Here is a 12,961-nt window from a genome sequence, read left to right on the forward strand (position 1 = left end):
AAGCTTAAGGGCCTGACCCCGGTAGAGTACCGGGTTCAGGCCCTGCAGGAGGCCGCATAACGGCTAGTATTTAATGCGTCCAAGTTTCGGGGCGCAGTTCACTTCTCGGGTACCCGCCGGGGCTTCGCTGTATTCAGCCTTATCCGGCGAACGGGTTCGGCGCGCCGATGTACTGCAGCTCGGTGTACTCCTCCAGACCCTCGGGGCCGCCCTCGCGGCCCATGCCGGACTGCTTCACGCCACCGAAGGGTGCCGCCGCGTTCGAGATAACACCCGAGTTGTACCCGATCAGACCGAACTCCAGGCCCGCCGCCATGCGCGTAAAGCGCGGATGGTTGCTCGTGTACACGTACGCCGCCAGACCGTACTCGGTGTCGTTGGCGAGCCTCAGGGCGGTGCGTTCGCCCTCCTCGCCGTAGCCGCTGAACGTGGCGATCGGGGCGACGGGACCGAAGATTTCTTCACGCCACACGCGCATCGAATCGGTCACGCCGGTCACCACGGTGGGGCGAATAAAATTGCCCTTGTTCAGGTTCTTGGGCATGCCGCCGGTGTCGCTCGGAACGTTCTCCTCAAGCTCAGGAATGTACCCGCCGCAGGCGAGGAGCGCACCCTTACCCAGGGCGTCTTCCACCATAAAAAGCATGGATTCAACCGCTGAAGGTTGAATTAGCGGTCCGCAGTCGGTTCCCTCGACGGTGCCGTCACCCACGACGGTCGCCTCCATACGCTCCACGAAGGCGCGGGTGAACTCTTCGGCAACGTCCTCGTGCACGATAAAACGGTTGGCGGCGGTGCACGCCTCGCCCATGTTCCTCATCTTCGCCGCGTAGGCGCCCTCCACGGCGGCGGGGATGTCCGCATCCTCAAAGACGATGAACGGGGCGTTGCCGCCCAGCTCCATGGAGGTGCGCAGAACGTTCTGCGAGGCCTGCGCGAGCAGGGTGCGGCCCACGGCGGTGGAGCCGGTGAACGAGACCTTCCGCAGACGCTCATCAGCCATCAGCGCGGAGACAACCTCGCCGGTACGGGAGGTGGTCACCACGTTCAGCACGCCGTCCGGCAGTCCCGCTTCACGCATCAGGGACGCGAAGTATAGGGAGCTGAGCGGAGTCAGGGAGGCGGGCTTGAGCACCGCGGTGCAGCCCGCCGCGAGCGCCGGGGCGACCTTGCGTGCCGCCATGGCGAGCGGGAAATTCCAGGGGGTAATCAGCAGGCAGGGGCCGACGGGGCGGCGTACGGTGGTAATCTGCAGCCCGGATTCGGGGGCGACGGCGGTGCGGCCGAAGTTGCGGGCGGCTTCTTCGGCGTACCAGCGCAGGTAGTTCGCGGCGTAGGCGACTTCGCCGCGGGACTGGTCGAGGGGCTTGCCCATTTCGAGGGTCATGAGCCGGGCGATGACTTCGGTGCGCTGCGTCATGAGCGTGTAGGCGCGGTTGAGGATGTCGGCGCGTTCGCGGACGCTGGTTGCCGCCCATGAGGTGCGGGCGTCGCAGGCGGCGTCGAGTGCTTCGATGCCCTGTTCGACGCTGGCGTCGGCGACGTGCGCGAGGATTTGGCCGCAGGAGGGGTTGTGCACGGGGAAGGAGCCGTTGTCGCCGGTGACCCAGCTGCCGCCGATGAGCAGGTCGGTGGGCACGTAGAAGAAGGGGTAGGAGGGCCGCTCGTAGGGGTCGATGGGTTCAAGCTGCGGCATGTTGATGCTTTGCATGTGCGGTTCGGTGCGGCCTCGCAGCTGGGCGGATTTCGCGGCGGGGTTTTCGGGTGAGGTGGTCATGGCGTGCCTTTCGGGTTGGGGCGGCCGGTGCGGTCGACTCTGACGCTTTTAATTCTAGTCCTGCACGCTCCCCTACCCCGCGCGCCCACCCGTCACCGCGCGCCTACACGCCCCCCGCCCTGAATAGACCGCAGGCACGCCGAAGGGGGCCGCATCCATTACAGATGCGACCCCCTTCGGGGTGGATTCTCGCTCGGTGCGTTGCTCAGCGCGCGAGTCCTAGCTGGGGATTATGGAAGGCGTTGCCCGGAAGGGATGCTCGGTGTTGCATCCGCTCTGCCCGGTACCCGTAATCTCACCGCTGAGCGGCGGTGAGGCGGGCCCCTAGGTGGACTAGGCCCACCGGTCCTCTCAAATCCAGGACTGACGTGCCTCGATTCGAGTCAGCTCCAGAGGACCGCCATCGTTGGTGCCGTGGAAGCGGCCGAAGTGTACGTACGGGCCGCGGTAGGCGCTGTGGTTGATGGGGCTGGAGTATTGGCCGTTGACCGTGTAGTAGAAGCTGTTCTTGTTCACCACAATCTTGCAGTTCAGTGCCTGGCCGGTGGTGACCTTCTGGCGCAGCTTCATGGTGTGCAGCACGCGCGGGCTGGTCTGCTTGGGTTCGAAGCAGAGAATCTGCGCTACGGAGTTGCCGCGGTAGTTGGGGCGGATGGCGAGCACGTAGGTGCCGTCTTCCTGGTTTGCGGCGAACTTCTTGCCGATGCCGAAGGGGCCGTCGTGTTCGCGACCGAAAGCGACGTAGCCGTAGTGGCCGTCCTGCTGCGGCAGTGCACCGGTCCACTTCATGGAGAAGTCGAGGGTGTACTTTTCGCGGGTGGTGTAGTTCGCCAGCGGGCCGAGCAGTACGGATTCGTCGTAGCGCTGGTTGTGCACGATGGCTACGCCGGTCAGGTCGGGCATGTCCGCTGCGACGGAGGGGTCGGCGGGCAGCATGCCGTGGGGACGCTTGCCGGTCTTGATCTTGACGCTGGAGTCGAAGGGGTCACCGATTACCCAGTAGGGGTCGGGGCACATGAAGCCCTTCACGCCCAGTGCCTTGTACTTTTCGTAGGCGGAGCGGCGGTGGATTTCCCAGACGATGACTGCCTTGCCGAGGCCGGTGAGGGCGCGTACGTTCTCTTCGCTCATGGAGCCCTGGGAAGCGCCGGTCGGCTTCTCGTAGTAGGGTACGCCGATGGCGTCCACGTTTTCGTGGCGTGCCATTGCGGAAATCTTATCGATGGGGTCGCCGCCGTCGAAGTAGCACCAGGTGGCACAGCCTGCGGAGTTGGCAAGCTTCAGGTAGCGGGAGGTGGGCTTGAAGCCGCCGCTGCCGTCACGGTACATCTTGATGACGGTGCGGCGCTGCAGGCCGCGTTCGGTGATGAACTTGACGAGGCCTGCCTGTGCGGGGCCGTCCTTCGCTTCGAGGAACAGTACGACCTTCTTGCCGCCGACGGAGGCATATTCGCCGCCTGCGGGTACGGCGTCAACCGCGGCGATGGCCTCTTCGAGGGTGGGGATGTTGTACAGGTCGGTCTTTTCGCCCAGGTTTTTGCGCATGTTGACCTTGTACCGGCGCAGTTCGGCGAGGGTGTGGCCGCGCACGTCCATGGATGCGCCGGTGGTGCGCTTGATGTTGGTGTCGTGCATGCAGACGAACTGGCCGTCGCTGGTGGTGCGTACGGAAATTTCGACGGCGAGGGCGCCTCGGCGTACAGATTCTGCGTACGCGTAGGCGGTGTGCTCGGGGCTGATGTTGCCGGCGCCGCGGTGGGCGATGAAGAATTCATCGGTCTTGTAGAGCAGCTGATGTGCGGGGGAGCCGCTGTGTACTGCCGCGAGCTGTGCGCGGGTGTTGGCTGCGGCGTGGGCTTCGCCTGCCTGGAGCATGAGGGCGGCGGGCGCCAGAGTGGAGGCGCCAATGAAGCCGCGGCGGCTCAGATTCTTAGAGGTCTTCGGGAATGCAGTCACCGTAGTGGTCCTTTTTTCGTTTATGAGTTGAGCGTAATGTGTGTGGTTGGTCATTGAAGTTTTGGTTTATAGCTGAGGGTCCGGATTCTCTCAACTCAAACTACAACTCTATGTAGGATAACGATTTTTTATCGGTGATTCACTGCGTTTACAGGAAAATAGGGTATTATGTGCGCCTCATTCTTACCCGCTGTGTAATGCGGGTGAATGTGTTCCTCCTTTTCCGCCGCTTTTAATAGCGGCATTTCATGCGGCGTTAAAAAATTTCTCGTGTAACGAAAAAGGCCGCGCCTACAGCCCGATTGAGCCTACAGGACGCGACCTTTTGCGTTAAAACATTTTTCGCAGGTTTTTCACCGCTGTTGAAGCTGAGCTATTTTCGCTGGTTCAGCTTACTTCTTGGATGCCTGAGCGACGCGGTCACCGGCTGCGACGGGGCGGCGTGCCTCAGAGTCCTTGGAGATGTTGAACTTTGCGGTGTTGGTGATCATCACCATGGTTTCCTTGGAGGGGATGCGACCCTCGATAGCTGCCCAGTCGACCTCGATAATGGGTGCGCCTGCCTCAACCTTGTCACCTACGTTAGCGAGCTTGGTGAAGCCGTCGCCGCCGAGCTCAACGGTGTCGATACCGATGTGGACCAGTACCTCACCGCCGTTTTCGGTGCGGAGCATGAATGCGTGCAGGGTGTCCTGAATCAGTGCAATGGTGCCTGCAACGGGTGCGACGATGGTGCCTGCGGTGGGGTTCACTGCGTAGCCGTCGCCCATAACGCCCTGAGAGAAAACGGGGTCGGAGACTTCGCTCAGCGGCAGGTACTCGCCGGTAGCAGGTGCGACGTAGACGTCTGCGGACGATGCTTCCTGTGCGGCAGCTTCCTTCTTCTTCTTGCCGAAACCGAACATGTATGCTCCTTCTGGTCGTGTTGCGCTATGAATAGCGTGTATTTGTAGCGCTGATGCGTCCGCGTCGGATGCGGGCGTCGTTGCCTTCTTGGTTTCACACCGGGCGGCGTCTGCCTGAATTGCAGGGTTCACACACTCCGGTGCATATGCACTCAGAATACAACACCTGAACCCGTAGCTCACGAGCTGAGGGGCATTCGACTCGAATTCTGCAAATATTCCGCAAATCTGGAACTTCAACTCACACTTCTGCACTCTTGAGGTCCCGAGTACACTTAGTGAAGGAGTGGCACCCTCCCCCGAGCCGGTGCCCATAAGAGAGAAAAGGCTGAAACTGATGACTGAAGCGGCTGAGACCGTTCTTGAAGTATTTATTCCGGGCCCCGGCGAGAACCCGGAGGATCCGCAGGATATGGAGCGTTCCATCTTCCTGGGTGCCGCGCAGGAGGCACTGGATTCGGGCGTGGACATTGAGGTGTACTCCACCGACTCCTACCCTTCCGCGTTTGAAGAGTGCGCACCGGTCGCCGAGCAGATTGAGATGAACGGCCGCGAGGTTCTGCCGCTCATGCTGGTTAACGGTGAGGTGAAGGTGTCCTTCGCGTACCCGACTGCCGAGCAGATTAAGCGTTTTGCGCGCGCCCACCTGGTTGCCCAGCCGAAGGCTAATGCGGCAGCGGCTGCGTGCGGTCCCTCCGGCTCCCCGGCGGCGTCGATGATCCCGAACCTGAGCCCCCTGGCGGAGCCCGCCGGTTTCGCGGCGACCCTGGCGGGTAAGGCACCTCAGCCGGTCGGCGGCCCCGAGATTGGTAACCGCGTGAACCTCATGGGTGGCGACACCGGCGACGGTATCCCCACCTCCGGTTCGGTGGCTGTGAAGTCCGGCGGCTGCGGATGCGGCGGTTGCGGCTGCGGCGGCAAGTAAACCCGCCCCTGCCAGCAATGAGCGCCTGGCTCGCCGGGGTATAGTCACCCGGGTATAGCTACCCGGTTCTAAACTACATAAGCAAAGAGCGGTGCCCGCCTCCTCGTACCGAGGAAGCGGGCACCGCTCTCGCTTAACGAAGCTTAGGTTCACACCCGGCAGCACCTACGGGAGCTGCGGCGGGCGAACAGCACCTTACTTGATGGAGGTACCGACGGAACCGAGCTGCTGGCAAGCCTCGACCACGCGTGCGGCCATGCCTGCCTCTGCAGCTGCACCCCAAACGCGGGGGTCGTAGGTCTTCTTGTTGCCGACCTCGCCGTCAACCTTCAGCACACCGTCGTAGTTGCTGAACATGTGGCCAGCAACGGGGCGGGTGAATGCGTACTGGGTGTCGGTGTCGATGTTCATCTTGATAACACCGTAGGACACTGCGTCTGCAATCTCCTGCTCGGTGGAGCCGGAGCCACCGTGGAAGACCAGGTAGAAGGGCTTGTCGCCCTTGCCGTACTTAGCGCCGACCTCGGTCTGGATTTCCTTGAGCAGCTCGGGGCGCAGGTGAACGTTACCGGGCTTGTACACGCCGTGAACGTTACCGAAGGTCAGAGCAGCCATGTAGGTGCCCTTCTCGCCCAGGCCGATTGCCTCAACGGTCTTGATTGCGTCTGCAACGGTGGTGTACAGGGAGTCGTCGATAGCGCCTTCAACGCCGTCTTCCTCGCCACCAACGGCACCAATCTCAACCTCGAGAACGAGCTTTGCCTTGGAGGTACGCTCGATCAGCTCAGCAGCAATCTTCAGGTTCTCGTCCAGGTCGATTGCGGAGCCGTCCCACATGTGGGAGTTGAAGATGGGGTCTTCACCGCGAGCAACAGCCTTCTCGGACTCTGCCAGCAGGGGCAGGACGAAGCCTTCCAGCTTGTCCTTGGGGCAGTGGTCGGTGTGCAGTGCAATGTTCACGTCGTACTGCTTAGCAACTTCGCGTGCGTATGCTGCGAAGGCCAGGGAGCCAACGACCATGTCCTTCTTGGAAGCGCCGGACCAGTATGCTGCGCCACCGGTGGATGCCTGGATGATGCCGTCCGAGCCAGCCTCTGCGAAGCCGCGGATTGCAGCGTTCAGGGTCTGGGAGGAGGTCACGTTCACTGCGGGGTACGCGAAGCCCTTTTCCTTCGCGGTCTGCAGCATTTCTGCGTAAACTTCGGGGGTTGCAATAGCCATATGCTGACTCCTTGGATAGATGCGACCGGTTACCGATGCTGGGCCGGTTCACCATATTTTGTTGGCGCGCGAGACGCCTCCTACTCGCACTATTTTACCAAGATACGACTTATTTATCGTTAATTTTTTGTGGGGTTTTTTGGGTTTACTGTAATAAAAGTTCTGCCAAATACCGCGGTAAAGTAGAGGTGTTAATGACTAAATGTCTTCTGTGCGTGCAGGCCAGCGTACACATCACCCGGACGCGACGAAAGGAACCTCCCATGAGCAAGGCGAGCGCTAAAAATAATCCAAAACAGCTCGACGCGAAACGTGAGAAGCGTGCCCGCCAGGCGCAGCGTCGTGCTGAGCGTGAGCATCCGAATGCGGCGGCTATTGCCCCGGTGCGCGCCCAGTTGGATGAGATTCTGGAGCGTAAGAGTCGGCATGTTTTGGGGCATGGCGATATGGCGAAATCCCTTGAGTTGATGGAGAAAATGCGTGATGAGGGTGCGAGTGACCACGAGATTGATGTGGCGCTTGCGGAGGCGAAGCTCCCCTCGGTCGTGCAGGTGGGCCGTAAGTCGTTGATGCGTTGGCCGAGCTGGTGGTGGTTGAATCGTCGTGAGCGCGCGTTGCGGGCGAAGATTGACCGGCTGATGGAGGGCTAAGTCCCCGTTTTGAATAGGTTGTGAGAGCACCCCATTGTGGGTGCTCTTGTGCTGTGCGGTGGTGGGGTAATTGATTTTTTGGACTCAGGGTTCAATTAATCTATTTCACAAAACAATGAAAACCACACAATACAACATGAACCAAATATATTCATAAGATATGCATTATATGTATATAAATTATTACGTGATATGAGTTATATTTACCTAAATTACCGTGCTATAGTCGTTACAACCCGCAGACGTGTTCCCAACCACATTTCGTGTAGCACGTGCTTCAGACGTAACTATCCAAGGAGGCATAGCGTGAGCACCTCACCGAACAAGAACCCGCAGACTTCTGCAGCGGATCAATACACTAAGCCCCCCACAGACGACCCGTTCGCACACGAACAGGAAGGCTTCCACAAGGGGCTTGGCGCACGTCAGCTCCAGATGATTGCCATCGGTTCCGCTATTGGTACCGGCCTGTTCCTGGGCACCGGTAGCCGCCTGCAGGACGCAGGCCCCATGCTCGCCGTCATCTACGCCGTCATCGGCTTCTTCGGCTACCTGATCCTTCGAGCCCTCGGCGAGCTGATCCTTCACCGCCCCTCCTCGGGCTCCTTCGTCTCCTACACCCGCGAATTCTACGGCGAAAAGGCCGCATTCGTATCCGGATGGCTGTACTGGCTGAACTGGGCAATGACCGCCGTTGCAGACGCCACCGCTATCGCCATCTACATCAGCTGGTTCGGTCGATACAACCAGTTCTTCGCAGACATTCCCCAGTGGCTTAGCGCATTCATCGTCGTTATCATCACCGTGGCTCTAAACCTCATCTCCGTGAAGCTCTTCGGTGAGCTGGAATTCTGGTTCGCACTCATTAAGATTCTTGCCCTGCTGTCCTTCATGGCGGTAGGTATCTGGTACCTGGTCTTCGGTGAGCCCATCAACGGCGTCACCCCCGGCCTGAGCCTTATTGCAGCCAATGACGGCTTCTTCCCCAACGGCATTCTTCCCGCTCTTATCGTGGTTCAGGGCGTTGTGTTCGCCTACGCCGGTATTGAGCTGGTCGGCACCACCAGTGGTGAAACCAAGAACGTTGAGAAGGTTATCCCTCGCGCTATCAACACCGTGATCTGGCGTATCGCGATCTTCTACGTTGGCTCCGTGGTTCTGCTCTGCCTGCTCATGCCCTACACCGCATACAAGGACGCAGAGTCGCCGTTCGTGACCTTCTTCGACGCTATCGGTATTCAAGGCACCGCACCGATTATGCAGCTGGTCGTTATTACCGCGGCTGCTTCCTCGCTGAACGCTGGCCTGTACTCCACCGGTCGTATCCTCCACTCGATGGGTGTTGCAGGTTCGGCACCGAAGTTCACCACTAAGGTGTCCCGCTCCGGCGTTCCGGTGGCAGGTATTCTGCTGACCGGTGTGATTGGCCTCTTCGGTGTTGTGCTGAACTTCTTCGTTCCCGAGCAGGCGTTCGAGGTCGTGCTGAACATCGCCTCGGTGGGCACCATGGCTAGCTGGGCGGCTATCGCAATGTCGCACCAGAAGTACCTGAAGCTGGTCGGCGAGGGCAAGTACAAGCGCCCCAACTACCGTGCACCCGGCGGTCGTTTCAGCGACTGGGCTGTGATGGTCTTCCTGGCTGTTGTGCTGGTGCTGATGGCACTGGATTACCCGGTCGGCACCTACACCCTGGCATCGCTGTTGCTGGTTATCCCGCTGCTGATTATCGGCTGGTACACGGTTCGTGACCGCGTCAACGAGATTGCTCGCGTCCGTGAAGGCTACACCGGTTCCGTGCCCGTGATTGCTGCCCGCCCCGTGGTGAAGAAGCTCGTTTCGGAGCCTCGTACCCACATTGACCTGGGTGACCTTGAGGACGAGGACAACCCGAAGGGTAGCTAACCCGACCGGTTGCCTGTAATCCCGGTAATATCCCGGCGAAGGCGAATGAGGGGGTTCTAGACCCTAGTCCTAAACCCAAGCCTGTAGGTTCCAGGAGCTCTGGGGCCCCCTCCCTGCACGTCTTCCGTGTTCGCTCCGTATTACATCCGTGTAATACATAAAGCAAAGTACATATTTACAGCATTTCTAATACGGTGTGTCCTGCAATATATTTTGAGATAATAGATATCCGCAGTGACCACCAGATGCACAAAGAAGTTTTGTGCAGATATTCAAAGGAGAAAATCATGACTGAACGTCCTAGCGCACACGCGGTGGAATTTGTTGACGTCGCCTCGATGGCGAAGTGGATTCAGAAGGACGGCGTAGGCAACATCATTGCCGGCATGGTCGACTTCCTCGAAGAAGACTTCAAGAAGTGGCAGAGCTTCGACAAGATCCCGCGCGTCGCCTCCCACACCCCCTTCGGTGTGATTGAGCTGATGCCCACCTCCGACAACATCACCTACTCCTTCAAGTACGTGAACGGCCACCCGTCGAACCCGGCACGCGGCTTCCAGACCGTGACTGCGTTCGGTCTGCTCGCTGACGTGGATAACGGCTACCCCGTGTTCCTGGCTGAGATGACCCTGCTGACCGCGCTACGTACCGCCGGTGTGTCCGCCATGGTTGCTAAGCACCTGGCACGCAAGGATTCGAAGAAGATGGCGATGATCGGTACCGGCTCGCAGTCTGAGTTCCAGGCGCTGGGTATGCGCGCGGTGCTCGGCATTGAGGACCTGTCCGTCTACGACGTTGACCCGCACGCGATGGAGAAGTTCCGCCGTAACCTGGAGCCGCTGGGCTTCCGCATCCACCTGGCTAAGGACGTGGACGAGGCTGTTGAGGGTGCCGACATTATTACCACCTGCACCGCCGATAAGCAGCAGGCGAAGGTTCTGCTGGACCGCCAGGTGAAGCCCGGCGTGCACCTGAACGCTATTGGTGGCGACTGCCCCGGCAAGACTGAGCTGGAAAGCGAAATTCTGGACCGCTCCACCGTGTTTGTTGAGTTCCCGCCGCAGACCCGCATTGAGGGCGAGATTCAGCAGAAGGACCCGGACTTCCCCGTGGTGGAGTTCTGGAAGGTTCTGACCGGTGAGGAGCCGGGCCGCGTGTCGGATGAGCAGATTACCCTGTTTGATTCGGTGGGCTTCGCGATTGCTGACTTCTCGGGTCTGCGTTATGCCCGTGCGGCTACGCAGGACACCGACCTGCAGCAGTTCATTGACCTGGTTGCTAGCCCGGATGATCCGAAGGATCTGTACTCGCTGGTGAACGTTAACGTTCCGGTGGGCTAAAGGGCTAAGTAACCTGACGCTGAGTAGCCTTGAGCTGGTGGGCCTGTAAGGTGCGCCAGCGGAGGCTGCGAGGTTGAGAGTGAATAAAGTGAGGGCCGGGGAGTGGTGACACTCCCCGGCTCCTTCTTATGAAATTTTCGTATGCACGGATTCTTGTGCGCGGATTTTCTTATGGGCAACTTGTGAGCATTCTGCGGCTGGTTCACCCGTTCTACCCTTCAGCGGGTGTGGCTACTGGTGGGTGGCGATGATTTCACGCGCCTTCGCTACACGCTTTTCTTTCTCCTCTTTCAGCTGGTTGAGCTTCGCCTGGTTCTTCTCAATCAAAGGCCCCTGATAGGACGCTTCAATATCACCCAGACGCTGAGCCATACCCACCTTCTGGTTACATTCCGCTTCGATGGTTGCGAGGCGGATTTCCTCCGGCTTAGCTTCTTCGTTGCCTTGGGAGGAGGTCATGAGATGTGCGCTTTCTTCGGACATCCAGTCGCTCTCTCCTTCCCTGGGGGTTAGTCTGCGTTCACGCAGGCAGGTCCACCATTCTGAGCGAATATTTTTCCACTCATCGGTTTGGGAGGCGTAGGTGTATGCCTGTGAGTTTAGCTCTCCTACAAACCGGTATTCTTTTTCGTCCAGTTCGACGTCAGAGAATGCGGTTTTCACCTCTTCTTGGCACCGGGCGTTGATGTCGTCTGATGCTGAATCGTCTGGGCCTCGGGATTCCTTCTGGGAGTACCCGTACTTTTTGGCGTACTCGACGTTCCAGTTGCCGTATAGCCCCCCGGGTTGCGGGGTGTCTATTGAGGGCACAGCGTAGGACTGCCCGTGGTGCGCGTAGCATTCGGACATGAGCGTGTGCCACGCCGTGCTCACCGTACGGATTGTTAGTTCATCGAAGGCATACTCGTCCAGTGGAAGGTGTATGTAGTTCTTTGAATAATCGAGAACAGCTTTTCGTGAGGTGTCCCGCTCGGCACTGTTGGAGCAGGATACGCACGCCCCCAGCAGGCAGAATACTGTTACCGCAGAGAGAGCCTTACGCATAGGCTTTCCTCCTCCATACCTCGTTGTAGCATTCAAACGGAGTTACCCCAATTATCCCAAGGGATGCTATCTGCTTGTTGCTGATATCTACTGGTGGGTGGCAATAATTTCGCGCGCCTTCGCTATCTTCGCATCACGTTCAGCCTTCAATTCATTCAGCAGCGCCTGATTCTTCTCAATCAAAGGCCCCTGATAAGACGCCTCAAGATCACCCAGACGCTGGGCCAACCTCACCTTCTCGCTACATTGAGCTTCAATGGTTGCCAGGCGGATAACCTCCTCCAACACTTTGGGATCATCAGCATTCAGACTGGCCGTTTCTTTGCTCGTCCATTCACCGTCCCCGGTGCGAGGCGTCAACCCTTCCTGACGCTGACAGTCCCACCAATCTGAGCGGGCTTTCTTCCATTCAGGGTCAGCCTGCGCACGCATGTACGCTTCACTACGGATACGCTCGACGGGGCGGTACTTTTTCTCATCATCCTCATCAAAATAGAGCATATCCAGTTCTTCCCGATGCTCTTCGCGGCAGCTGGCCCTGACGTCTTCAGGGATGCTCTTATAAATCCTTTCCTGCTCATCTCTGACTTGGATGGACGTAAAATGATTCGCCGCATGCTTCACGTTCCAGGAGCCGTACTGGGAGGCGTTGCCAGAAACCAAGCCGTTTTCTAGAATTTCAAAATCGTATCCTTTTTTCGCATAGCACTCTTTAAGAATCAACAAATACGCCCTATATGTTATATCTTCGGCCTGGTCACTCATATCGTATTCGTCGAGGGGAAGAGTAATATAGTTATTTTCAAAATCCAGCTGGGCTTTGAGGCTAGTATCCTTAGGCGCAGCGGCACAGGAACTTAAAGCTAAAGCAAAGCAGGCGAGTAGGGCAGAAGATTTCTTCATTGTTACCAACTCCTTTCAATCAAGAAAGTCAGGAGGAGCCCACAAACATTGGGCTCCTCCATCACAATTACCAGCGGCAGTTTACCTTGTAAACAGAACTAATACGATCATCCCAAGTCTCGCCCCAATGGAGACCCGCATGGCTTAGACCGCGAAGATAGTTGAGGTCGGAAGAAGATTCAAAATTTCGACCCCTGTGATTAATGTCTTCGTAATAGTGCCACCGACACCCACCAGAATGCAATGAAGATGCACGGTCACTCATCCAATCCAAATGGGTCGTCCCCTCAGTTTCCATACGGGGCCCAAGGAAATTGGCATCCGAATAGAAAGTAACA

Annotated in this window: 11 protein-coding genes; 4 read left to right on the forward strand and 7 right to left on the reverse strand. The window is 58.5% G+C overall.

Annotation, left to right across the window (positions count from 1 at the left end; all coding sequences use genetic code 11):
- Positions 1 to 139: 139 nt before the first annotated feature.
- The 3 genes from HMPREF2919_RS01600 to HMPREF2919_RS01610 form a co-directional block, all read right to left on the reverse strand.
- Entirely contained in the window at positions 140 to 1,777 is a 1,638-nt protein-coding gene (locus HMPREF2919_RS01600; protein ID WP_070665919.1) for an NAD-dependent succinate-semialdehyde dehydrogenase, read from the reverse strand.
- A 351-nt stretch (positions 1,778 to 2,128) separates the two neighbouring features.
- Entirely contained in the window at positions 2,129 to 3,733 is a 1,605-nt protein-coding gene (locus HMPREF2919_RS01605) for a glycerophosphodiester phosphodiesterase (protein WP_070665922.1), read from the reverse strand.
- A gap of 392 nt (positions 3,734 to 4,125) precedes the next feature.
- Positions 4,126 to 4,638, reverse strand: a complete 513-nt coding sequence (locus tag HMPREF2919_RS01610; protein ID WP_005504251.1) for a PTS sugar transporter subunit IIA — start codon at positions 4,636 to 4,638, stop codon at positions 4,126 to 4,128.
- Between the two features lie 337 nt (positions 4,639 to 4,975).
- Between HMPREF2919_RS01610 and HMPREF2919_RS01615 the strand changes: the two genes are divergently transcribed.
- Complete coding sequence (locus HMPREF2919_RS01615; protein ID WP_070665925.1) at positions 4,976 to 5,563, forward strand: arsenic metallochaperone ArsD family protein; 588 nt, start codon at positions 4,976 to 4,978, stop codon at positions 5,561 to 5,563.
- A gap of 195 nt (positions 5,564 to 5,758) precedes the next feature.
- Here HMPREF2919_RS01615 and fbaA read toward each other — a convergent pair whose 3' ends face one another.
- Complete coding sequence (fbaA, locus tag HMPREF2919_RS01620; RefSeq protein WP_012902702.1) at positions 5,759 to 6,784, reverse strand: class II fructose-bisphosphate aldolase; 1,026 nt, start codon at positions 6,782 to 6,784, stop codon at positions 5,759 to 5,761.
- A gap of 263 nt (positions 6,785 to 7,047) precedes the next feature.
- On the opposite strand from fbaA, the gene HMPREF2919_RS01625 reads away from it, so the two are divergent.
- The 3 genes from HMPREF2919_RS01625 (at position 7,048) to HMPREF2919_RS01635 (ending at position 10,676) form a co-directional block, all read left to right on the forward strand.
- A complete protein-coding gene (locus HMPREF2919_RS01625) occupies positions 7,048 to 7,434 on the forward strand; it encodes a hypothetical protein (protein ID WP_012902700.1) in 387 nt (128 codons plus the stop codon).
- Positions 7,435 to 7,740: 306 nt separating this feature from the next.
- Positions 7,741 to 9,336, forward strand: a complete 1,596-nt coding sequence (locus HMPREF2919_RS01630; RefSeq protein ID WP_049338603.1) for an amino acid permease — start codon at positions 7,741 to 7,743, stop codon at positions 9,334 to 9,336.
- A gap of 287 nt (positions 9,337 to 9,623) precedes the next feature.
- A complete protein-coding gene (locus tag HMPREF2919_RS01635) occupies positions 9,624 to 10,676 on the forward strand; it encodes an ornithine cyclodeaminase (protein ID WP_005504242.1) in 1,053 nt (350 codons plus the stop codon).
- A 231-nt stretch (positions 10,677 to 10,907) separates the two neighbouring features.
- On the opposite strand, the gene HMPREF2919_RS01640 is transcribed toward HMPREF2919_RS01635, so the two are convergent.
- The 3 genes from HMPREF2919_RS01640 to HMPREF2919_RS09345 form a co-directional block, all read right to left on the reverse strand.
- A complete protein-coding gene (locus HMPREF2919_RS01640) occupies positions 10,908 to 11,720 on the reverse strand; it encodes a hypothetical protein (RefSeq protein WP_049338604.1) in 813 nt (270 codons plus the stop codon).
- An 87-nt stretch (positions 11,721 to 11,807) separates the two neighbouring features.
- The gene (locus HMPREF2919_RS01645) at positions 11,808 to 12,623 is read right to left on the reverse strand and encodes a hypothetical protein (protein WP_049342002.1); all 816 of its coding nucleotides are present in this window, start codon (positions 12,621 to 12,623) and stop codon (positions 11,808 to 11,810) included.
- Positions 12,624 to 12,690: 67 nt separating this feature from the next.
- A partial coding sequence (locus tag HMPREF2919_RS09345) for a peptidase inhibitor family I36 protein (protein WP_141754831.1) occupies positions 12,691 to 12,961 on the reverse strand: 271 nt, incomplete at its 5' end.

Origin of the sequence: Rothia sp. HMSC068E02 (genome assembly GCF_001813565.1) — a bacterium.
GTDB lineage: Bacteria > Actinomycetota > Actinomycetes > Actinomycetales > Micrococcaceae > Rothia.

Bases quoted from the DNA above. Each gene is read 5' to 3' on its own strand.
- HMPREF2919_RS01600 (WP_070665919.1), bottom strand. From the start codon at position 1,777: ATGACCACCTCACCCGAAAACCCCGCCGCGAAATCCGCCCAGCTGCGA.
- HMPREF2919_RS01610 (WP_005504251.1), bottom strand. From the start codon at position 4,638: ATGTTCGGTTTCGGCAAGAAGAAGAAGGAAGCTGCCGCACAGGAAGCA.
- HMPREF2919_RS01615 (WP_070665925.1), top strand. From the start codon at position 4,976: ATGACTGAAGCGGCTGAGACCGTTCTTGAAGTATTTATTCCGGGCCCC.
- fbaA (WP_012902702.1), bottom strand. From the start codon at position 6,784: ATGGCTATTGCAACCCCCGAAGTTTACGCAGAAATGCTGCAGACCGCG.
- HMPREF2919_RS01625 (WP_012902700.1), top strand. From the start codon at position 7,048: ATGAGCAAGGCGAGCGCTAAAAATAATCCAAAACAGCTCGACGCGAAA.
- HMPREF2919_RS01635 (WP_005504242.1), top strand. From the start codon at position 9,624: ATGACTGAACGTCCTAGCGCACACGCGGTGGAATTTGTTGACGTCGCC.
- HMPREF2919_RS01640 (WP_049338604.1), bottom strand. From the start codon at position 11,720: ATGCGTAAGGCTCTCTCTGCGGTAACAGTATTCTGCCTGCTGGGGGCG.
- HMPREF2919_RS01645 (WP_049342002.1), bottom strand. From the start codon at position 12,623: ATGAAGAAATCTTCTGCCCTACTCGCCTGCTTTGCTTTAGCTTTAAGT.